General features: G+C 74.7%; 19 protein-coding genes. 13 read left to right on the top strand and 6 right to left on the bottom strand.

Annotation, left to right across the window (positions count from 1 at the left end):
* Positions 1 to 3: 3 nt before the first annotated feature.
* From ACFVHB_RS28855 to ACFVHB_RS28845, 3 genes are all read left to right on the top strand, one after another.
* The gene (locus ACFVHB_RS28855; RefSeq protein ID WP_380328062.1) at positions 4 to 417 is read left to right on the top strand and encodes a nuclear transport factor 2 family protein; all 414 of its coding nucleotides are present in this window, start codon (positions 4 to 6) and stop codon (positions 415 to 417) included.
* Between the two features lie 95 nt (positions 418 to 512).
* Positions 513 to 800 (top strand): fibronectin type III domain-containing protein, encoded by a 288-nt coding sequence (locus tag ACFVHB_RS28850; RefSeq protein WP_380328061.1) that lies wholly within the window; start codon positions 513 to 515, stop codon positions 798 to 800.
* A 213-nt stretch (positions 801 to 1,013) separates the two neighbouring features.
* Positions 1,014 to 2,261 carry an NAD(P)/FAD-dependent oxidoreductase gene (locus tag ACFVHB_RS28845; protein WP_380328059.1) on the top strand — a complete coding sequence of 416 codons (1,248 nt, stop codon included), beginning with the start codon at positions 1,014 to 1,016 and terminating at the stop codon, positions 2,259 to 2,261.
* A 30-nt stretch (positions 2,262 to 2,291) separates the two neighbouring features.
* On the opposite strand, the gene ACFVHB_RS28840 is transcribed toward ACFVHB_RS28845, so the two are convergent.
* On the bottom strand, positions 2,292 to 3,200 hold the full coding sequence (locus ACFVHB_RS28840; protein ID WP_380328057.1) for a LysR family transcriptional regulator: 909 nt from the start codon (positions 3,198 to 3,200) through the stop codon (positions 2,292 to 2,294).
* A gap of 72 nt (positions 3,201 to 3,272) precedes the next feature.
* On the opposite strand from ACFVHB_RS28840, the gene ACFVHB_RS28835 reads away from it, so the two are divergent.
* Positions 3,273 to 3,662: a RidA family protein gene (locus tag ACFVHB_RS28835; RefSeq protein ID WP_380328055.1), complete on the top strand. Its 390-nt coding sequence runs from the start codon at positions 3,273 to 3,275 to the stop codon at positions 3,660 to 3,662.
* A 72-nt stretch (positions 3,663 to 3,734) separates the two neighbouring features.
* On the opposite strand, the gene ACFVHB_RS28830 is transcribed toward ACFVHB_RS28835, so the two are convergent.
* Positions 3,735 to 4,964 carry a serine hydrolase domain-containing protein gene (locus ACFVHB_RS28830; RefSeq protein ID WP_380328053.1) on the bottom strand — a complete coding sequence of 410 codons (1,230 nt, stop codon included), beginning with the start codon at positions 4,962 to 4,964 and terminating at the stop codon, positions 3,735 to 3,737.
* 146 nt (positions 4,965 to 5,110) lie between these two features.
* On the opposite strand from ACFVHB_RS28830, the gene ACFVHB_RS28825 reads away from it, so the two are divergent.
* From ACFVHB_RS28825 to ACFVHB_RS28800, 6 genes are all read left to right on the top strand, one after another.
* Complete coding sequence (locus ACFVHB_RS28825) at positions 5,111 to 5,569, top strand: SRPBCC family protein (protein WP_380328051.1); 459 nt, start codon at positions 5,111 to 5,113, stop codon at positions 5,567 to 5,569.
* A gap of 115 nt (positions 5,570 to 5,684) precedes the next feature.
* Positions 5,685 to 7,232, top strand: a complete 1,548-nt coding sequence (locus tag ACFVHB_RS28820) for a hypothetical protein (RefSeq protein WP_380328049.1) — start codon at positions 5,685 to 5,687, stop codon at positions 7,230 to 7,232.
* A gap of 403 nt (positions 7,233 to 7,635) precedes the next feature.
* Positions 7,636 to 8,208, top strand: coding sequence for a hypothetical protein (locus tag ACFVHB_RS28815; RefSeq protein WP_380328047.1), 573 nt, complete (start codon positions 7,636 to 7,638; stop codon positions 8,206 to 8,208).
* Positions 8,209 to 8,312: 104 nt separating this feature from the next.
* The gene (locus ACFVHB_RS28810; RefSeq protein ID WP_380328045.1) at positions 8,313 to 8,972 is read left to right on the top strand and encodes a hypothetical protein; all 660 of its coding nucleotides are present in this window, start codon (positions 8,313 to 8,315) and stop codon (positions 8,970 to 8,972) included.
* Positions 8,973 to 9,000: 28 nt separating this feature from the next.
* The gene (locus ACFVHB_RS28805) at positions 9,001 to 11,085 is read left to right on the top strand and encodes a hypothetical protein (RefSeq protein ID WP_380328043.1); all 2,085 of its coding nucleotides are present in this window, start codon (positions 9,001 to 9,003) and stop codon (positions 11,083 to 11,085) included.
* A gap of 167 nt (positions 11,086 to 11,252) precedes the next feature.
* Complete coding sequence (locus ACFVHB_RS28800) at positions 11,253 to 13,223, top strand: ATP-binding cassette domain-containing protein (RefSeq protein ID WP_380328041.1); 1,971 nt, start codon at positions 11,253 to 11,255, stop codon at positions 13,221 to 13,223.
* A gap of 109 nt (positions 13,224 to 13,332) precedes the next feature.
* Here ACFVHB_RS28800 and ACFVHB_RS28795 read toward each other — a convergent pair whose 3' ends face one another.
* Positions 13,333 to 13,806 (bottom strand): hypothetical protein, encoded by a 474-nt coding sequence (locus ACFVHB_RS28795; RefSeq protein WP_380328039.1) that lies wholly within the window; start codon positions 13,804 to 13,806, stop codon positions 13,333 to 13,335.
* A gap of 8 nt (positions 13,807 to 13,814) precedes the next feature.
* Positions 13,815 to 14,027 carry a hypothetical protein gene (locus ACFVHB_RS28790; RefSeq protein WP_380328037.1) on the bottom strand — a complete coding sequence of 71 codons (213 nt, stop codon included), beginning with the start codon at positions 14,025 to 14,027 and terminating at the stop codon, positions 13,815 to 13,817.
* 237 nt (positions 14,028 to 14,264) lie between these two features.
* On the opposite strand from ACFVHB_RS28790, the gene ACFVHB_RS28785 reads away from it, so the two are divergent.
* A complete protein-coding gene (locus tag ACFVHB_RS28785; protein WP_380328035.1) occupies positions 14,265 to 16,652 on the top strand; it encodes a tetratricopeptide repeat protein in 2,388 nt (795 codons plus the stop codon).
* Between the two features lie 164 nt (positions 16,653 to 16,816).
* On the top strand, positions 16,817 to 17,017 hold the full coding sequence (locus ACFVHB_RS28780; RefSeq protein ID WP_380328033.1) for a DUF397 domain-containing protein: 201 nt from the start codon (positions 16,817 to 16,819) through the stop codon (positions 17,015 to 17,017).
* 62 nt (positions 17,018 to 17,079) lie between these two features.
* On the opposite strand, the gene ACFVHB_RS28775 is transcribed toward ACFVHB_RS28780, so the two are convergent.
* Entirely contained in the window at positions 17,080 to 17,598 is a 519-nt protein-coding gene (locus tag ACFVHB_RS28775; RefSeq protein WP_380328031.1) for a hypothetical protein, read from the bottom strand.
* A 175-nt stretch (positions 17,599 to 17,773) separates the two neighbouring features.
* Here ACFVHB_RS28775 and ACFVHB_RS28770 point away from each other — a divergent pair, with 175 nt between their 5' ends.
* Complete coding sequence (locus ACFVHB_RS28770) at positions 17,774 to 19,555, top strand: choice-of-anchor A family protein (RefSeq protein ID WP_380328029.1); 1,782 nt, start codon at positions 17,774 to 17,776, stop codon at positions 19,553 to 19,555.
* 378 nt (positions 19,556 to 19,933) lie between these two features.
* On the opposite strand, the gene ACFVHB_RS28765 is transcribed toward ACFVHB_RS28770, so the two are convergent.
* The gene (locus tag ACFVHB_RS28765; RefSeq protein WP_380328027.1) at positions 19,934 to 21,220 is read right to left on the bottom strand and encodes an MFS transporter; all 1,287 of its coding nucleotides are present in this window, start codon (positions 21,218 to 21,220) and stop codon (positions 19,934 to 19,936) included.
* Positions 21,221 to 21,234: the final 14 nt, after the last annotated feature.

Raw genomic sequence — 21,234 nt, 5'->3', positions numbered from 1 at the left:
GCCATGTCCGTTGACACCCCCACCACCCCCCGCACCACCATCACCGCCGCACTGACCGATCTGCTCTTCACCCCGGGGCTCGACCTCGACACCGCGATCGAGCGCCACTTCACCCCGGACTACCGCCAGCGCACCGACGGCAGCTGGGCCGACCTCGCCGGCTTCACCGAGCACATCCGCCACCTGCGCGCCGTCGTCGCCTCCGGCCGGGTCGAGGTCCACGACGAGCTCGCCGTCGGCGACCGCAGCGCCGACCGGCACACCGTCGAGGTCGTGAAGACCGACGGTGCTCGGGTGCGCATGGAGGTCTACCTGTTCGCCGAGCACGGCCCCTGCGGGCGCTTCCGGCGGATCGAGGAGACCACCCTGCTCCTCGACGGCGACGAGGCCGACCGCGACCTCGGCTCCGCCCGCTGAGCGACCGTCACCCCGTCGGCGTCGGGGCCACCCGTCCCGGACCGACCGCCGCTCCCGGCGGCGGCCGGCCCGGGGCCGTGGTCGCGTCAGGGCCGGTGGCCGCCGCCGCGGGAGCCCCGCCGCCGGGTCAGGGTGAAGCGGCCGACGGGGACGAGGTCGCCGTACGGGCCCCGCACGGTGGCTTCGGCCGCACCGAGCAGGCCTCGACCAGCACCTGTCGCGACGCCGCGTCCGGCACCGCGGGGCGGGTCCACCACGCCCGGCTGACCAGCCTGGTCCCGGACACCGACTACGTCTACGCCGCGGTCCACGACGGGACCACGCCGGAGCCCGGCACGCTGCGCACCGCTGACGGGGGGGGGTGTCCACTGAAGCGGTCTTGACGGCCAGCCTGGCCGGGCGAAGGTGAACCGCGTGAGGCCCCCGACGTGAACTCCCCACCGACGAGGCCCGGGCAGGCCCCGCCCGTGCCCTCGGGAATACGGATGCGCGCGGCCGGGAAGGTAGGACGGTATGACCGCTGCCGGGAACGGGTGTCCGCCAGCGGATATCTCGACACCGAACGGCACCACACTCCGAAGGGGGGCGATCAGTGCATGACCACGGCTGAGAGCGCGCGGCACGACTACGACGTCGTCATCAGCGGGGCCAGCCTCGCCGGCTGCGCCGCGGCGATCCTGCTCGCCCGGCGCGGTGTCCGCGTCGCCCTGCTGGAACGCCGCTCGGACCCCGGCGCGTACAAGGCGCTCTGCACCCACTCCATCACGGCCAACGCCTACCCGGTGCTGGACGAGCTCGGCCTCGTCCCCGCCCTGGAGAGGGCGGGAGCCGTCCGCAACGAGGCCCGCTGGTACACCCGCTGGGGGTGGATCGAGCCGAGGCCCGCGCCGGCCGGCCCCGAGCTGCCGTACGCGTACAACGTCCGGCGCAGCACCCTCGATCCGATGATCAGGTCCCGTGCGGCGGAGACCCCCGGCGTCGATCTGCTCCTCGGCCACCGGGTGACCGGGTTGGTCCGGGAGGCCGGGCGGACCGTGGGGGTGCGCGCGTCGACACCGCAGGGCGAGCGCGACCTCCGGGCCCGGCTGGTGGTCGGCGCCGACGGCAAGGACTCGGCCGTGGCGAAGCTCGCCGGGATGCCTGCCCGGCGGTACGAGAACGCGCGGTTCGGCTACCTGGCGCACTTCCGCAACCTTCCGCTGCACGGCGGGATCGGCCAGACCTGGTTCCTCGAACCCGACATGGCGTACGCGTTCCCGAACGACGGCGGGGTGACGGTCCTCGCGGTGCTCCCGGGCAAGGAACGGCTGCCGGCCTTCCGGGAGGACCTGGAGGGCAGCTTCCTCGCATTCGTCCGCGGCCTGCCCGACGCGCCGCCCGTCGACTCCGCCGAGCGCGTCACGAAGATCACCGGCGCGGTCGACTACCCGCTGCACAGCCGCAGGCCGACCGCACCGGGCATCGCGCTCATCGGGGACGCCGCCCTGACCGGCGACCCCCTGTGGGGAGTGGGATGCGGGTGGGCCCTGCAGTCCGCGCAATGGCTGGCGGAGGAGGTCGCCGCGGCCGCGGCCGGCCGGGGCGACCTGGACAGGTCGCTCGCGGTGTACGCGCGCGGACACCGGCGGCGGCTGAGCGGTCACCAGTACCTGGCCGCCGACTTCGCCAAGTGCCGTCCGTTCAACCCCCTGGAGCGGCTGATGTTCGCGGCGGCGGCGCGCGACGAGTCGGTGGCGCGGCACATGCACCTGTTCGCCTCCCGGCTGATCGGTCCGTCGCGCTTCCTGAACCCCGTGGCCCTGGCCAGGGCCACGGCCGTCAACCTCAGGCATCGCGGGGCGTGAACGACGCCGTCCGCGGAACTCTCCCGAGCGTCAGGGGTGATCCGGCAGGCCCTCGCGGACGGTCGTCAGGAGGTGGGCCACCAGGGGGTTGGGGTCGTCCTCGCGCCAGGCGACGGCGACGCGGGTGCGGGCGGTGGCGGGCGTGATGCCGCGGAAGGCGACGCCCTTGAGGCGGATGCGGCGGATGCTCGCCGGGGCCAGGGAGACGCCCAGGCCGGTTTCGACGAGTGCGCACACCGTCTGCCACTCCACCGCGTGCTGGGCGACCCGAGGGGTGAAGCCCGCCGCCGTGCACAGGCCGGTGATCCGGTCGTACAGGTGCGGGCCGGCGGCGCGGGGCAGCAGCACGAACGGTGAACCGGCCAACTGCGCCACCTGAACGGTCCGTTGGGCGGCGAGTGGGTGGGCGGCCGGCAGCACGGCCACGAAGGGCTCGGTGAGTGCGGTCAGGAAGCCCAGCCCCGTCTCGGCGTCCGGGGGTTCGCGCAGCAGGCCGATGTCGATGGTCCTGTCGTGCAGGGCGGCGAGCTGTGGCGCGGTGGTCATTTCGAGGATGTCCAGGTGCGCGCCGGGATGGCGCTGCCGGAAGGTGCGCAGCAGACCGGGCAGGACGGTCAGGGCGAGGGACGCCGAGAAGCCGATCCGCAGGCGGCCGGCCCGGCCGCTGCCGACGGCCCGCGCCGCGGCCAGGCCGTCCGCCAGGCCGGTGAGGGCCTGCCGCGCGGCGGGCAGGAGTTCGCGTCCGGCCGGGGTGAGCGAGACGCGGCCCGGTTCGCGGGTGAACAGCGGGTGGCCGACCTTCTCCTCCAGACGGCGGATCTGCTGGCTCAGCGGTGGCTGGGCGATGCCCAGCCGGGCGGCGGCGTGGCCGAAGTGGAGTTCCTCGGCGAGCACGACGAAGGCGTGCAGCTGGGGGAGGGGCAGTTCGGGGCGCTCCATACGCCAAGGGATATCAGATCATGCCGGAACGTGTATTAGACGTATCGGCGCTGGTCACCTAGCGTTCCGCGCATGACAGAGCGATACGCGATTCTCAGCGGCTCGACCTTCGAGGAACAGATCGGCTACGCCCGGGCCGTGGTGGACGGCGACCTGGTGCACGTGTCCGGCACGACCGGGTTCGACTACGCCACCATGACGATCTCCGACGACGTGGTGGAGCAGGCCGAGCAGTGCCTGCGCAACATCGGCGCCGCGCTGGCCGGGGCGGGGTGCACCTTCGCCGACGTGGTGCGGGTGCGGTACCTGCTGCCCGTGCGCGAGGACTTCGAGCCGTGCTGGCCGGTCCTGCGCCGCTGCTTCGGCGACGTCCGGCCGGCGGCGACGATGCTGGTGTGCGGTCTGGCCGACCCGCGGATGAAGATCGAGATCGAGGCGTACGCCCGCCGGCCGGCCGCCTGACCGCCTGAGGCGGGCGGCAGGGGCCGCGCGGGTGAGGAGCCCGCCCTCCCGGGGCGCGCTGGGGGAGGGGACTCAGCCGAAGTCGGGGATGGGGTGGTCGGGGGCGAGGGCGGCGGCGATGCGCTGGGCGATCGTGTGGGCGGTGTGGCCGCCCGGGGCGCCGGGGCCGTCGGTGGTCGAGACGGCGATGGCCAGGTGCTCGCAGGGGAGGTAGTTCTGGGAGGCGGAGTAGCCGAAGAACAGCGGGTGCTGGGAGACCCAGTCACCCAGGACCAGCAGGCCCATGCCGTAGTGGGTGGCCCGGGTGTTGGGCAGGCAGAACCTCGCCGGGCACTTGTCGGTCGGGTGGCCCAGGCCCACCGTCCCCGGGTCGAGCAGCTCCCGGTAGGCGGACGGGGACAGCAGCTCGCCCGAGCCGATGCCGACGGCCCCGCGGGCCAGGTCGCAGATGTCCGTGGTCTCCACGGCGCCGGGTGCGGTGGTCCACGAGGGGTTCCAGAAGGTGGACTCCTCGTACCTCCCGCGGTCGGCGGTGAAGGCGTGCAGGACGGGGGTCGGGATGTCGGGGGTGAAGCTGTTGCGGGTCTCGTGCAGTCCGAGCGGGCCGGTGATCCTCTGCCGGAGCAGCACGTCCAGCCTGGTCCCGGTGATTCTCTCCAGGGCGGCCCCGAGGAGGACGAAGTTGGCGTGCGAGTAGCTCCAGTTGGTCCCGGGGTCGTACCAGAGGTCCTTGCCCGTCGAGATGGCCACCAGCTCCTCGGCGGTCCACTGCCGGAACGGGTCGGCGTAGACGGTGGGGCCGAAGTCGGGGGTGGTGACGTAGTCGACGAGACCGCTGGTGGAGGCGCCGAGCATGCGCAGGGTGATCCGGTCGCCGAGGTCGTGCGGCAGGTCGGGCAGCCAGCGGCCGACGGTGTCGTCGAGGCTGACCGTGCCCTCGTCGACCAACCGCAGGAGCGCCGTGCCCATGTAGCTGATCGCCACGTTGCCGTTGCGGAAGTGCATGTCGGGCTCGGCCGGGACGCCCGTCATCGACTCGCCGAGCGCGGTCGTGATGAGCTCGCGGCCGTCGACGGTGACCCGCAGGATCACGGACTTGAGGTCCATGTCCGCCTTGGCCTGCTCGGCGATCCGCAGGACGTCCAGCGCCGGGCCGTCGTCGGGCAGCCGGGAACTGACGCAGGGTCGGCGGTGGCCGCTGTCACTCGCCGCACCGCTGGCGGCCGTGACCGGCGTGCTGAGGGCGAGCAGCGCGGTGACCGCGGCGAGGCGCAACAATGACATCCGGCGGGTGAGTCTCATGCCCCGCAGTATCGACAGGGCCTGCCCGGGCACCGGCCCGGGCGGCCGCCGACCCGCACGAACATCACCCATCGGGCCCGCACGGACCGCCTCAGCCGGGCCTTCACGGCGCGGTGCGGGTGGGCCGGCGAGGGGGAGGGCACGGGATGCCGCTCGACGAGACCGCTGAACGGGTGATCCCGCTGCCCACCGACGCGGTGGCCGCGTACGCCATGGACTGGCGGCACGACCACGAGTGGACCCAGGGCATCCGGGTCGCGCAGCTCACCCGGGAGGCGCCGGTCGGCGGGTTCGGGGTCGGGGCCGAGGTGACGCGCACCGCCCGCTTCCTCGGGAAGCGGATCGACTACGTGCTCAAGGTCGCCGCGTACGAGCCCGGCCGGCTGCTCGACATGGTCGCGGTGGCCGGTCCGATGCCGATGCACGTCACCTACTCCTTCACGCCGCACCCGGCGGGCACGCTCGCCCGCATCCGCGTCCAGGGCGACGCGAGCGGTTACTACCACCTCGCCGCTCCGCTGGTGGCCCGCCAGGTCCGCGGCTCGATCACCAAGGACCTGCGCGATCTCGAACGCGAACTGACCACGCAGCCGGGCGCGAGCTGACCGGTCACCCGGACCCTGCCGGGTTGCCGCCCGCGTGGGGAACGCCCGGGACCGTGCCCCCGGCGTGACCCCTCCGTGCCCCTTGTCGTGTCCGGAACGCGGAACACTCGAAGGCATGGGGAGAACGGGGGAGCGGGCCGCCGTGCGTGCGGTCGCGCGCTGGGCGGGGCATCCGGGCACACTCGTCGCGGTCCTCGTGCTGCTGTTCAACGACCGTGCGGGCAAACGGATCTGGCCCGGCACCCTGGTCGCCGGGAAGCTCAGTGACCTGGCCTGGATGCTGGTCGCGCCGGTGGTGGTGGCCTTCCTGCTGACCCCGCTGCTGCGCCTGCGCGGCGACCGGCCGGCGCTGGTCGGGCTGGGCGTCACGGCGGTCACCTTCACGGTCGCCAAGTCCGGCCCGGCGGGCGGCGAGCTGGCCTCCCGGATCTGGTCGGCGAGCGGCGTGCCGAGCCGGATCGAGGGAGATCCGACCGACCTGGTGGCGCTGCCGTTGCTCGCGGTGAGCTGGTGGCTGTGGACCAGGGCGCGGGCGGCGCACCGGCCGTGGCAGTGGCTCGCGGTGGCCGGGGTGCCGCTGGCCGTGGCCGCGATGGTCGCCACCTCGGCGGTCGAGAACTGGTCGTCGCAGCTCTGGAAGAAGGACGGGGTGCCGGTGCTGGACACCCCCACCGATCGGTGGACCACCGCTGACGGCGGTACGACCTGGACCCCGGCGGCCCGGGCCCGGCACCCCGTCGCGGAGGCCGGCCGGGACCGCCCGGGGAGCGAGGCGGGCTGCGTCCCCGACGACCCCCGGCGCTGCTTCCGGCTGCTCGACTCCGCCTCGCCGATCGAGGCGAGCGAGGACGGCGGCCGCACCTGGCACGAGGCCTTCGACCCCGGCCCGTCCCGGCGCCGCCTGGTCCCGCCACCGAACAGACCGGAGCACATCACGACCCCGCCCTGGCCCCCCGAACCCTCCCCCTCACCGACCGTGGACCGTTCGCCGAACCCCGCCGAGCTGCTGCTCGTCGCCACACCGGACGGCTGGGCGGTGCTCGCCCACTACCCCGGGAGGGGACTGGTCCGCGGCGACCAGGACGGCACCTGGGCGCTCCAGCCGTACCCGGTGCGCCCGCCCGTCACCGCCTCCCCGCCTCCCGACGGGCCGCGCCACTGGCCGCTGGGCCTCCCGGTGGCGGTGGTCGCCGGCTGCGCGGCGGTCTTCGCGGCCACCGGCACCTGGCGGGTGGCCACCGCGGCCCGGCACGACCGGGCGCGGCTCGCCGTCGCGCTGCTGCTCCGTCAGGTTGTCTGCCTGCTCTGGCTCCTGCTCGCGGTCTGGCTGTGCGGTGGGGAACTCCTGTGGACGGTACCCGGGGTGCTGCCGGGCGCCGTGCTGACGCTGGCGCTGCTGCCGATCCTGGCCCTGGTGTGGCGCGGACCGCGACCGGCCGCGCGTACGGCGCTCGCCCTGGGCGTCCTCGGCGCGGTGTCCGGGGCGGCGGTCCTGGTGCCCTACCTGCTGTGGGGCACCGGCAGCATCCGGACCTGGTCCCACGCCTCCGATCTGGCCGTCGTGTGGGCGCTCGCCGGTACGGCGGCCGGCGCGCTGCTCGGTGCCGCCGTCAGCGCGGCCCCCCGAGCCGCGGCCCGCGCCCGAGCACGGCGACACACCTGACGCCGGTCGGGCCAGGGACGTGGAGCGTCCGGCCGTCGGCCCCGGTGGGCGCTTCACTCGCGAGGAGCAGAGCCGAGCGGCCCGTTACGGCTGCGCCCCGCAGGTGGACCGGAACCCGTACCGGTGGCGGATCCCGCGGCCGGGCCCGGGTCGGCCGGTGCCCGTCGCGCCCGTTCCCCCGACGGTCCGGTGCTGCACGACGGGGTGCGCAGGTACAAGCTGGCTGTGGCCCCGGCCGGGTCGCCGGGACAGCCGTCGCGGACGGCGACCGTGCCCCCGAAGTCGTACCCGGGGGCCAGGTGCGTGCTCCCGTGCCCGTGCCCGCGAGCGTCGCGGCCCCCGGGACCGGGACGATCCGGCTCGCCGGCCCGGGCCACCTCCGTGTAATCCGAGGGAGAACCTCATGACATCACCCATCCAGCCCGAAGCCGATGCCGCCCAGCCCCAGAACCTCCGCCTGGAGGCCCACGAACGCCTCGTGCTCTCGCCGGACTCACCGCGGTTCGCCGCCGGCTACCGCCAGGTCCGCCCACGGTCGATCGACGAGGTGCGCAAGCTGCTCGGCCCGACCAACGTCCCCGACCACGCCGTCCGCGCCGACCAGCTGCGGCTGCGAACGAGTGAGCTGACGAAGCGTCTGCTGCGCCCCGAGGACCTGGACGTCAAGGACCCGATCGCCCGCGGCGAGGCGCGCAAGGTCGTCTACCTGGCTGCCCGCGAGTACGTCCACGCCGCGAGCACGGCGGCGCTGAAGCAGTGGCGCCCGGCGATCGACCGCTGGCTGGCCGACGTGAAGCCGATCATTCACATCTTCACCGCCGGGGACATCGACATCGCGGACGGTGCGACGCTCACCCTGTCGGCCAACACCCAGGGGCTCGTCGCCCGGCGCATCCGGATGCACGGGCGCGGCCGCATCGTCTGCCTGTCGAACGTGAAGATCAGCGCCGTCTCGGTCGAGGGCACGCCGGCGTAGCGGGGAGGCCGTGCGAGGTCGCGGTGCCGTGCCGCGTGACGGTGCCGCACCCCGGTGCGGGGCGCCACTCGGACCGGGAAGTGAACAGCGAGAGGTGAGGAACCATGCCTGACATCAACAGCGGCGGCACGGACGGGGTCGACGGACTCGCCGGGACTGCCGGGGGCACCGGCGCGACCGGCCAGGTCGGTGACGCCGGAGTCGACCACTGGGTCGGCAGCGATCCGCCGGGCGACGGCGGCAACGGCGGCAACGGGGTGGACGGGGCCGACGGCACCGCCGGCGGCGACGGCAGGAACGGCAGCAACATCGTCCTGGAGGTGGACGACTTCGTCGTCGGCTTCAACGTCAACACCGGTGGTGGCCGGGGCGGCCGCGGCGGCGACGGCGGCCGGGGCGGTGACGGCGGCCGGGGCGGCAACGGCGGGGAGCCCGCCCACGACGGCGACCTGGACGCCGACGGCGGCAACGGAGGCCGGGGCGGCAACGGCGGCAACGGTGGTCGTGGTGGCGACGGCGGCAACGGCGGCAACATCACGATCGTGGCCAACACCATCACCACCGGTACGGTCAGCGGAACCTCCGCCGGCGGCCCGGGCGGACTCGGCGGTGCCGCCGGTGCCGGCGGCACCGGGGGAGACCCCGGCACCGGCAACAACGCCGGCGCCCAGGGCGGTCCCGGCGGCACCGGCGAGACCGGGGCGTCCGGCATGAGCGGGGTGGACGGCTCCGTCGCCATCATCGAGCGCGTCCCCACCCCCTGACGCGTCCCCACCCCCTGACAGGAGGGCCATGCCGGTCCTGACCCCCACGACGACCCGGCTGGACCGGCTGGTCGGCGGGCAGCTGCGGTCCCTCGCCGCGGCTGCCCGCCTTCCGCGGCCGACGGCCGAGCGGCTCCGGGAGGTGTTCGACGTCCTGACCCGTGAGTCGCTCGACCGCGAGACCGCCGGGGCCTATCCCGGCCTGTCCCGGATCAACGCCAACGGCCTGCCCTTCCAGTGGTCGACCTGCTTCAGCACGGCGGGACGGCCGGCGTCGGTCCGCTTCCTGTGCGAGTCCGGCACCGCGGGAACGGGAGCCGGCGACCGGCTGCGGGTGTCGCTGGACCGGCTCGGGGAGGCCTGCCGCATCCTCGGCCTGCCCGGTGTCCCGCGCTGGTTCGAGCAGGACCTCCTCCCGGCCGTCCTGCCGGACGGCGACGACCTGCCGGCGCACTGGCGGAGCGCCCTGTGGACCGGGGTCGGCGCGGCGGGTGCCACCGTCGCGCTCAAGCCCTACCTCAACCTCTGCCGGGACCGGCCGCTCGACCGGTGGCGGCGGGTCGGCCGGGTCCTCGACTCACTCGGCCGGGCCCGCGCCCTGGAACGCCTGTGCGAGCTCTCCTCGCAGGTGTCGGCCGGGTCGTGGCCGGTCGGCCTCGCCGTCGACATCACGCCCACGGGCGAGCCGGGACGCGTGAAGACGTACTTCAGATCGGAGCGGGTCACCGCGGCCTGGCTGCAACGCTGGTACGCCGCGCTCGACGCACGTGCCCACCTGTCGGCCGTACGCGAGCTGCTCGACGCCTTCCCCCATCCGGACCGGGTCGCCTACCCCGACGGCGCGTTCGTCCTCACCCTGGAGGCACACCCCGCCGACGGCGTGCTCAGCCTCAAGACCGACCTCGCCGTCACCCGGTGGACCACGGGTGACGCGCCCGTCGCGCGGGGCACCGCCCGGTTGCTCGGCCGCCTCGGCCTCGACCCCGCCGGACTCGACACCACGCTGGCCGCCCTCGGCACGCCGCCGCTGGCGCCGGACCGCAGCGACCTCGTCCGCTTCGTCGGGCTCGGGTACGAACCGGACGGCTCGCGCCACGTCAACCTCTACCTCGAACCGCCGACGACGGGTCCGGCACCGGAGCCCCGGTACGACCGGCCGCCGGGCAGCGCACGCCGGCCGGGGGCCGGGCAGCCGTCCGCGACCGACCCGGCCGCGGCGGTCCGGCGCGGCCTGCGGTGGCTGGACGGCGTACAGCAGCAGGGCTGTTGGAGCGACTACACGCTGCCGGTCGGCACCGCCGACGCCTGGGTGACGGCGTACGTCCTCGCCCAGCTGCCGGGCGCTCCCGCCGGGCCGGCCGGGCGTGCCACCGACACCGCACTGCGGTGGCTGCGCCGGGCGCGCACCCCGGGAGGCGGCTGGGGCTACAACCGGACCTGCGACGACGACGCCGACTCGACCGGCCTGGCGGTGCGGGTGCTGCGCTCGCGCGGCCTGCCCGTCCCGCCCGAGGCCCTGGCCGTGCTCCGCCGGTGCCGCCACCCCCACGGTGGGGTCGCGACCTACCCGCCGGGCTCGCTGCCCGGCGGGGCATGGGCCGAGCCGACCGCCGACGTGACCGCGACAGCGGCGGCGGGCCTCGGCACGGGTCTGGCCCGGACGGCCGACTGGCTCCTCGGGCAGCGCGACGACGACGGCCTGTGGCGTCCGTACTGGTGGCTGACTCCGCTCTACCCGACGGCGTCCTCCCTCGATCTCCTCACCGGCCCGCACGGCCGTCCCGGCGCGGACCGGGCCCTCGACCCGACCCGGGAGGCGGTGCGTCACTTCGTCCCCGACGGCGCCTTCGAGACCGCGCTCCTGTTGCGCTGCCGGACGGCGCTGCGCGCCCCCGCACCCGCCCGGCACGAGCTGCTGCGGGAGCTCCTCGACCGGCAGAACCGCGACGGTTCCTGGCCCGCCTCGGCCTTCCTGCGGCTGACCACGCCGACCGTGCACGAGCCGTGGAACACCGTGGACGCCGGCACCGTCCATCTCGATCACCGGGGCATCCTCACCACCGCAACCGTCCTCGGTGCCCTGCTACCCCTCTGCCGTTACCGATTTCCTTAGGTCGGCCGGCGGAATCGAAAAGGGGCTGTTCGGCCCGGGCTCGCCCGGAACCGCCGGGGTTGAACGGGGCGATCGAACAGCGGCAGGATCCACGCCGTGAACGACCCCTGGAAGAGCATCAAATCCCCTGCACATGAACTGAGTTCACTCACGGGGGAGGCAGCGGCTTGAACACTCCCACCGACACGAGGGCCGGAGTCGCCGACGGAATCGACGACGTCAACGGCATCGACGACTCCGCGATGATGGAGTGGCAGCCCCCGGGCAGCGACGCGGAGATCATCGACGGCACCAAGACCACCCTGCGGGCCACCGCCCGCGCCCTGCCCCGGCTCCTCGCCCTCGCGCTGCGCCTCGGCCGGCGGGCCGACCGGCCCGCCCTGATCGTGCTCCTGGCCTGCGCCGTCGCGTCGGCCACGGCATCGGCGTTCGGCCTGCTGGCCACCACGGGCATGATCACCCACCTGGTGGCCGGCACCGGATCCATCGCCGACCGGCTGGCCCGCTCGGTCCCGTCCGTGGCGTTCCTCGCGGCGATGTCCGGGGCGGCCGCCCTGCTGCGCATCGCGAGCGAGTGGGCCGCGGACCGGATCGGCCCCAAGATCTCCCGGGCCGCCGAGGTGGAACTGATCGACGCCGCCACCCGTGCCGAGCTCGTCGCCTACGACAACCCCGCGTTCCAGGCCGCCTGGGACGCCGGCGACCGGGGTGCGACCGCCACCCGGGACCTGCTCTCCCAGACCCGCGACGTCATCGGCTACACCGCCAACCTCACCGCCACCGGCATCGTGATCGGCACGATCCACCCGGTCCTGCTCCCGCTGCTCGTCCTCGCGGTGATCCCGCAGGCCCTGGCGCGCACGGCGGCGGCCAACGCCTTCTACCGGGCGATGATGTCGACCTTCGGGGCGGCCCGCGCGGCCAGCGTCCTGCGCTGGCACCTGTGCGACCGCCGCAACGCCGCCGAGGTCCGCTCCAACACCATCTCCCCGTTCCTGCTGCGGATCCACCGCCGGGCCGCCGCCAAGGTCACCGACGCCACCGACGCGGCCGCCCGGCGCGGCGCCGTGCTCGGCGTGTACGGGGCCGCCGCGTCCGGCGTGGGCGCGTTCCTGGTCTGGGGCGGCCTCGCCTGGCTCCTCGCCGACGGCCACGTCACCCTGGCCTCGGCCGGCACGGCGGTCATCGCGCTGCGCTCCGCCGCCGGCGACCTCCACGCCGCCGCGAACTACAGCGCCGCCGTCCACCGCACCGGCCTGTACGTCGGGGACTGGCAGAAGTTCATCGCGATGGCCCGGGCGCAGCGCCTCGACCGCGGTGCCCTCGCGCCGCCGGCCACCACGGCGGTGATCGAGGCGCGGGCCGTCACCTTCACCTACCCGGGCGCCGATCGGCCCGCCCTCCGGGGCGTGGACTTCCACGTCCGCCGGGGTGAGATCGTCGCCGTGGTCGGTGTGAACGGGGCGGCGAAGTCCACGCTGATGAAGCTGCTGTGCGGCCTCACCCTTCCGGGCGGCGGGGACGTGACCTGGGGCGGCGTCTCCACCCGCGACATGGACCCGGACCTGCTGTGGCGGGAGACGGCGCTCGTCCAGCAGGACTTCACGCACTGGCCGCTGACGGCACGTCAGAACATCACCCTGGGGCAGCCCGGGGAGCGGGGCGACGCCGCCGTGCTGGAGGCCGCCGCCGCGACCGGCGCCGACGAGGTGATCGACGAACTGTCCGCCGGCCTGGACACGCTGCTGGCCAAGGAGTTCTGGGGTGGAGCGGAGATCAGCGAAGGGCAGTGGCAGCGGATCGTCACCGCCGCCGCCTTCCACCGGGCACGGACCGGCACGCTGCTGATCCTCGACGAGCCGACCAGCGCGATGGACCCGCGTGCCGAGCACCGGATCTTCACCGGCCTCGCGGAGATCGCGAAGAACTGCGCCACGGTGCTGGTCACCCACAACCTGGAGAACACGAGGGTGGCGCACCGGATCGTGGTGCTCGACCACGGCCGGGTGATCCAGGAGGGGACGTTCGACCAACTGGCGGCAGTGCCCGGGACGTTCGCCGACCTGCGGGCCCTGCAGCACGACCGGGGCCCGGGCGTCCCCGCACAGCGGGCGGCGGACGTCACCGACCGGCCGTAGGGCCTGTCCGGCGGCCGAACACGCCGAGCCCCGAGGGCGGTCGATCCCGCTCCTCGGGGACGGTGCCGGACCGGTGGCGTGCCTGAACCGCCCTGGACGGCGCGGTGGTTCAGCCCGCCGGCACGGCACCCGGCCCGGCGGGCGGATCGTTCTCGTTCACGATCCGCAGCATCTCCGCCGAGGGGCGGTGCTGCTCCGTCACGATCTGCGGGCAGCGCCGGCAGAGGGCGGGCCCCTCCTGGTGGAACCACCGGCACCGGGAGCGGATCGGACACCGCGGCAGGTCGTCGACCACCGCGTCCAGCAGCACGGCGCTGCGGGCGGCGATCTGGCAGGCCGAGTCCTTGAAGTGGACGCAGCGCGACGCGTGGCAGGCCCCGGCGAAGCGGAACACCTCGCCCGGTGAGGCGGGCCGCGCCAGTTCGATGATCTCCAGGGTGACGGGCACCGCCTGCGTGGTCGGGACGACCCGCGGGGCGGCGGCCGTGCCCGAGACGACTCCGATCAGCACCGATCCGGCGGGGTCGGCCGGCGCACTCGGGCAGAGCAGTCCCTGGCCGTCGTCGGCCTCGTCAGGCGCCATCGCACGCTCTACCGGGCGTTGAACGGCTGGACGTTCTTCACCGCGAACTGCCCGTCGACCTGCGCCAGGGTGACTTCGAAGAGCTCCGACGGGAACCGCCCGGCGATGATCGGCTCGGAGAGGTCGAACTCGCCCGGAAGGTCGCGGGCCGCGAGGGCGATCGCGACACCCTGGGCCGCGGCCGTGGCGAGCAGGTGGGGTTCGATGCGCTTGCTGTTCATGGGGTTCTCCCGTGGGTGACGCCGCCTCGGTCGGCAGGCGTAGCAACGGTGGCACGGGGCCACCCCTGCCGCACGGCCACCGGTCTGTTCGAGTGCGCATCCTCCCTCTCGACGTGACCACCCGGGCGGCGGCGTGACCTGCGGCCGGTCCCGTCCACCCCGGTTGCCCGGTGGGGCCTCGGCCGATGTGCTGCTTCCGGACCTGCACGGGCACCGGCTGGAGTAGCGTGACGAGTCATGGACGCCGGACTGCTCTGGACGGCCGGGGGAACGCTCGCCGGATGCGTCGCGTTGGGGCTCACCAGTTGGCAACTTCGAATCCAGCTGCGCCAGCACCGGGCCGGTCCGGTGTCCCCGGAGCCCGTGCAGCGGGCCCTGCTGGGCCCGGCGGCGACGGTCCCGGTGCTGCCACCGGTGCGGAGCCTGCCTGCGGAGGTCCGCGGCCGGCAGGAGCAGCTCCGGGAGCTCGTCACGATGGCCGGGCGGTCCACCGGGCGGGTCGTGGTCCTCGCCGGCATGGGCGGCATCGGCAAGTCGACGGTCGCCGCGGCCCTCGCGGAGCGGGTCCAGCAGGGGATCCGCCGCCACGTCTGGTGGGTCTCCGCGACCGAGCCCGGCAGCCTGCTCGCCGGGATGCTGGCGATCGCCCGGGCCCTGGGAGCCTCGGCCGCCGAACAGGACGCGATCGCCTCCGGCACCCCGCAGTCGCCCGACGCCCTGTGGGCCGTCCTGGAGCGGACGAAGCACCGCTGGTTGCTGATCATCGACAACGCCGACGCCCCGCAGGAACTCGCCCTGCCCGGTGCGCCGGCGGGCTCGGCCGGGGTCGCCGACGGAACGGGCTGGCTACGGGTACCGCGCTCCGGACTGGTGGTCGTGACCACCCGTCACACGGACGCGGCGACCTGGGGCCGGGACGTCACGGTCCGCCGCGTCGAGCGGCTCGGCGCGGCCGACGCCGGCCGGCTCCTGCGCGACCTCGCGCCGCAGGGCGGCAGCGAGGAGGAGGCCGAACGGCTGGGCGAACGGCTCGGCGGCCTGCCGCTGGCGTTGCACCTGGCCGGCAGCTACCTCGGCTCGGACTTCGCCCTGACCAGGAAGTTCACCGACTACCAGGCGGCGCTCGACGCGAGCCCGCAGTCCGTCGACCTGCTCGCACCCGACCCTGACCTGCGCCGCGCGGCCCGCTCCACCGTCATGTACACCTGGGAGACGTCGCTCGACGCGCTCGCCCGCAACGGGGTGCCCCAGGCGCGGACACTGCTGAGGCTGCTCTCCTGCTTCGGCGCGGCGACCCCCGTCCCCGACAGCCTGCTGGACCCGGAGCTGCTCACCCGGCTCACCCCGGCGGAGGCGGCCACCGCCACCGAACGGGTCGTCTGGCTCGAACAGGGCATGCGCGGTCTCCTCCGGCTCGGCCTGGTCGGTCGGCTCGCGGCCGCGCCGGGGGAGGGCGGAGCCGACGCGCTGGTACTGCATCCCGTGGTCGCCGACGTCGGGCGGGCGCACCTGGCCGCCGATCGCCGGGCCGGCAACGCGGTGGCCGAGGCGATCGACCTGACCGCCGTCGACCTGGTCGCCGAGGCGCTGGAGCGGCTCGCACCCGACCGGCCGGCGGACTGGCCGGCCTTCCGCCTGCTCGCACCGCACTTCCGCGCCCTGCTGAACACCACGGCGGGCAGCCTCGACCCGGCCGGCCTCGCCCGCGTGGCCCGCTCGGCGAGCGCCCTGACGGACTTCTGCGAGTGGAGCGGTCCGGCCGCCTCGGGCGAGGAGGTCGCGTCGGCCGCGCTCGCCGCGGTGAGCGGCCTTCCGCCCGGCCACCGCGACGTCCTGGACGTCCGGTACTGGCTGGGCCGCTGCATCGCGCTGCAGGGCCGCTGGCCGGAGGCCGAGGACGGACTGCGCCGCCTGCACGCGGACCAGACGGAGAGCCTCGGCGCCGAGGACCCGGACACCTTGCGGACCGAGAGCATGCGCGCGTCCGTCGTGACGGTGCTCGGACGCTACGCGGAGGCCGGAGCCGCACTCCGCACGGTCCTCGACGCCCAGCGGACCGTCCTCGGGGAGCGGCATCCCGAGACCCTGACCACCTACCACACCATCGGCCGGGTGGAGGCGAACCGCGGACACTGGGCCGAGGCCGAGGCGATGTACCGGACCGCCTGCACCGGCCGGGCCGCCGTGTTCGGGATCGACCATCCCGTCACGCTGGCCAGCCGCAACCGACTGGCCTGGACGATCGGCGAGCAGGGCAGACCGGCGGAGGCGGCAGCCGAGCTGCGGAAGGTCCTCGCGGTACGCCGCGACCTGTTCGGCGGCGAGCACCACGACACGCTCGCCACGACCGAACGGCTGGCCTGGGTCCTGGCCCTGGACGGACGGCTGGACGAGGCGGAACGCGAGCTGACCGCGGTGGTCGGGGCCAGGACGCGACTGCTGGGCCCCGACTACGTCGGCACGCTGAGCTCCACCGTCCTGCTCGCCCGGGTCGTCGCCCTGCGCGGCCGGCCGGCGGATGCCCGGGCGATGCTCACGGACGTCCACCGGCGGCAGGTGCAGCTCTTCGGCCCGCAGCACCCGCAGAGCCGGGAGATCGGTGACCTGATCGAGACCCTGGCCTGACGCGGCCCCGGCCCGGCCCGACCGGGGCCGAAGACGTCCGATGACTGCCCTGCGAGAGAGGCCCCTGAGCTCGTCCGGTCGGCGCCGGAAGGTGCCGGCCCGGGGCTGGAGGCGTCCTTCCGGAACGCAGCCCCGGCCGTACCCGATAAGGCGGCGCGTTGGCCGTGGGTGAGCAGGGGGAGGGCGCGGGAGTTGGCGACAGCGGGGGTGGCGGGGCGTGTGTCGAAGTGGCTCCCGCTTGCGCGGATGTCATGCCCGTCCGTGATTCCAAGGACCCGAACGGCCCCGCCCTGTGCTTCCCCGCCGACGCCTGGCAGCAGTCCTTCGTCACGGCGGTCCGCGCGGGCGAGTTCGGAACCGTCTGAGCAGTACGCGCCGAGGCCTCGCCGCCCCCGTGCCGGGAGCGGCGAGGCCTGCTGCGCTCCGCTCAGCGGCCGTGCTCCCGCAGGAAGGCTCCGGCGTAGGCCGCGGCCTCCTCCCTGGCCTCATACCGGGTGTCGCCGCCCGCCGCGCCGTGCGCTCCGTCGGCGCCCGTGCCCGTCCACGTCCAGCCGCCGGACGACGGGTCCTGCGTCAGTCGGGCCTCCCCGCCGAAGAGTTGAAGGGTGATCGGGGTTGCGGTCGACGGGCGGCCGACGGCGTCGGGCCACTTCTTGCGGGCGCCCTGCCGGGTGATGCCCCACGCCGCGCCCAGCTGTTCGTAGCTGGCGCCGTAGGAGCCGGCGGTCCCGGCGGCCATCGCCGTCAGCCGCTTGACCTCCGCGTCCACCACCTTCCAGGCGGCGAGGACGGACAGGGCCACCTCGGCCGGGTCCGCGTTCCACATCTGGTGCTCGGGAAGTCCGGTCGCCCGGGAGCGGAGCGCGGTGGCGAGGGGATTGAGGGCGTCGAGGAGGGACTTGCCGAGTTCGGCCTGCTCTTCGGGGGTGATCTCAGACGCTGTCATGTGACAACCATAGTTAACGAAGGCCGTTCGCGGAAACGTGGCAGTCTGTGTGCTCGACCGGGTGCGCTCCCGTCAGGTGACGGTTGGTCCGCGTGGGTGCGTCCCGTCACCGCATCGGCGTAGGGGGGCCGGTGACCGGTGACCCGACCCGAGCGGGCTGGGCGAGGCTGCGACCATGGCTTCCATCCACCGTTTCCTCACACGCGTGCGCCGCCGGGCCGGCGCGGTCGCGCTGCCGTGCACCGTGCTGTCGGCCCTGGTGCCGGCCCTCGCCCTCGGCCCCGGGGCGGCCACCGCCGCAGCCGCCGCACTGCCCGGCGGGCTCGGGCCCTGCATACCCGGCGACTGCCCCGCGACGTATCCGACGGTCATCAACAACGGCCCGATCGCCGGCCGGGACAACGGCATCAACCTCTTCGTCGGCGGCGACTTCCTGGTGCGCGGCCGAGCCGCCGAGGCCGAGGGCCGCCTGGTCGTCCTCGGCGGCTTCGACCAGAACAAGGACGCCACCTCCGGTGGCCTCTACAACGTCGGCATCGTGGGCGTCGGCTCCCGGGTGCCCCCGCCGGACGGCGCCGACTTCCTGACCACCGGAGCCGGTGTCACCGTCGCCGCCGGGCAGCGCCTGTCCGCCGAGGGCGGCGCCGTCCGCCACGCGGGGGCGGTCAGCGGGACCGTGCTCGGCACCCTCGTCCAGGACGCCGCCGCCGTACGGCCCTTCAGCGCGCTGCGCGGAGAGCTCTCCGCCGCCTCCGACTGCTACGCCCGGGTCGGCGGGGCGCCCCGCACGCCGACCGGCACCGCGGTCAACCAGGGCGGTCAGACCCTGTTCACCGGCGACGGCGCCTCGGCCCTCCAGGTCTTCAACGTCGACTTCGACCTGACCGGTCCGACCGGCGGCCAGCAGGGCATCGTGTTCGCCGGCATCCCGGCGAACGCCACGGTCCTCGTCAACGTGCTGGGCTCCGCCCGCACCCTGAACACCTACAGCGGCGCCATCGACGACGCCCACGACCCGCTCAACGCCTACCGCCAGCGCCTGCTGTGGAACTTCCCCGACGCGACCTCGGTCACCCTCGCCGGCACCGGCCAGTTCCAGGGCAGCTTCCTGATCGGCGAGCAGACCTCGCAGACCACGGTCACCCTGCCCGGCATCAACGGCCGCTTCTTCACCACCGGTTCGCTCACCCACACCAGCCTCGCCACCGGGGGCGGCGGCCAGGAGTTCCACGCCTATCCCTTCACCGGTGACCTCCCCGCCTGCGACACCACCCCGGTGACCGGCCAGGTGCGGGTGCTGAAGACGGACGCCGACACCGGCAAACCGCTGGCGGGCGCCCGGTTCGAGCTGTGGCGGGAGACCAACGGCGCGCCGGGGCTGCAGACCACGGGCGCCAACCCCGACACCGGCGTGGGCACGGCCTGCACCACCGGCGCCAACGGCCTGTGCGCACGGACGGTGGAGACCGGGACGTACTACTGGCGGGAGACCGGCGCGCCGCCCGGCTACCAGCTGCCCGCCGACCCGGTGTTCGGCCCGCTGCTGCTCACCGCCGCCAACGCCCGGGCCGGTGTGCAGGTGACCGCCGCGGACTGCCCGACCCCGGCGCCCCCGCCCGGCGGCTCGATCCACCTCACCAAGAAGGACGCCGACGACTGCGCACCGCTGGCGGGCGCCCGGTTCGAGCTGTGGCGCGAGACCAACGACGTCCCCGGCCTGCAGACCGGCGGCACCCGGCCCGACACCCGCACCGGCCCGGCCTGCACCACCTCCGCCACCGGCGGCTGCGACTTCGACCACCTGCCGGACGGGACGTACTACCTGCGCGAGACCGCCGCTCCGGCCGGCCACCAGCTGCCGCAGAACCCGGTGACGGGCCCCTACACCGTCGACTCCACGAGCGGTGGGGACTGCGTCACGGTCGTCCTCACCAACAAGAAGAGCGACGACTGCTGACCCCCGGGAACGCCCTCGACGTCAGGCCGCCACGACCGGCCTGACGTTGCGTCCGGTCCCAGGCCCTGCCCCGGCCGGTGCCCCCGACCGACCCCGGCGGCCCGGTCGGGGGAGAGGGCTTCCCTTCCCCGGGATCATGGCCGGGCCGAACCGGGCGTGCGCTGCTCCGCCCGGTGTGTCACCGCCGCGCGGATGACGCGGGCACGCTCGGCGGGCGCCGGCAGGCGATTCGGCAGGGCGGCACAGGAGTTGTTCATCGCGCAGCCGGTCCTCGGCCGAGGCGCGGCGGATCACCGCGCCGCCCGCAGCGGTGAGTGCTGCCGTCAGGACGGGGCGTGGGGGCGAGGGTGCCAGGACGAGGGTGCCAGGACGAGGGCGTCAGGACGACGGCGTCAGGACGGGGTGAGGACGCTCGCCCGCGTCGGCCGGCGCCTTCGGCAGCTCGCGCATCCCGCGTAGCGGTGAGCAGAGCACCGGGAGGACGGCGAGCAGCTCTCCCAACGCACCGACCCAGAGCGCCTGCCGGACGCCGAGGCTCTGCCCCAGCACCCCGCCGAGCAGCGCGCCGAGCGGCATCACGCCCCAGACCAGGAAGCGCACCGTCGCCGTCATCCGGCCCAGCAGCGGCTTCGGGCAGAGCCGCTGCCGGAAGGCGACCGAGGTGATCTTGAAGGTCATGAAGACCACCCAGCCCAGCGCCTGCAGCAGCACGGCCAGTGCGAGCCGGGCGTTGGCCCGGAACAGCGGCACCGCCAGCAGCCAGAGCACGGCGCTCCCCGCGACCGCCGCGCACATCGCCGGCCCCTGGCCGAGCCGCGTGGTGAACCGCACCGTGAGCAGGCTGCCGACCAGGCCGCCGACCGCCTCCGCGGTGAACACGAGCCCGCACAGGAACGGCGACAGGTGCAGCTCGCCGGCCAGCAGCACCAGCAGCATCGAGGCGCCGATCGTGCCGCACAGGTTGGAGAGGGCCGCGGTGAGCGTGACCGCCCGCAGCAGCCGGTCGCCGAGGACGAAGCGCAGCCCCTCGGCGATCTCCGCCCGCAGGTTCGCCCCCGGCAGGGCCGCGGGCCGGGCCTCGGTCCGCCGGATCCGGCTCAGCAGCAGTGCCGAGAGGCCGAAGCTCACCGCGTCCACCGCGAGCGCCACCGGCGCGGTCACCGCCCCGACCAGCGCGCCGCCCGCGCCCGGCCCGCCGACCTGGACGGTGCTGCGGCTCGCCTCGATCCGGACGTTGGCCGCCACCAGTTGTCCGTCCGCCACCAGGTGCGGCAGGTAGCTCCCGTACGCCACGTCGAAGAACGCGGTGCAGACGGACATCCCGAAGGCCACCGCGTACAGCTGGGGGAGGGTCAGCACGCCCAGCCAGGAGGCGGCCGGCACGGAGACCAGCAGCACGGCACGGACGGCGTCCCCGGCGATCATCACCGGCCGCTGCCGCACCCGGTCCACCCAGGCGCCCGCGGGCAGTCCGATCAGCAGGAAGGCCAGGTACTCGAAGGCCACCAGCAGCCCCGCTTCGAAGGGTGTGGCGTCCAGTGTGCCGATCGCCACCAGGGGGAGCGCGACCAGGGTGACGGCCGAGCCCGCCTGGCTCACGGTGTCGGCGGCCCAGAACCGCCGGAAATCGGCATGGCGGAACAGGGCGGTGGGAGGAGGTGTCATGCCGGCCAGCATCC

Source organism: Kitasatospora sp. NPDC127111 (assembly GCF_042677465.1).
In the GTDB taxonomy this organism is placed as follows: Bacteria; Actinomycetota; Actinomycetes; order Streptomycetales; family Streptomycetaceae; genus Kitasatospora.
This window is presented reverse-complemented; position numbering and strand designations above follow the sequence as displayed.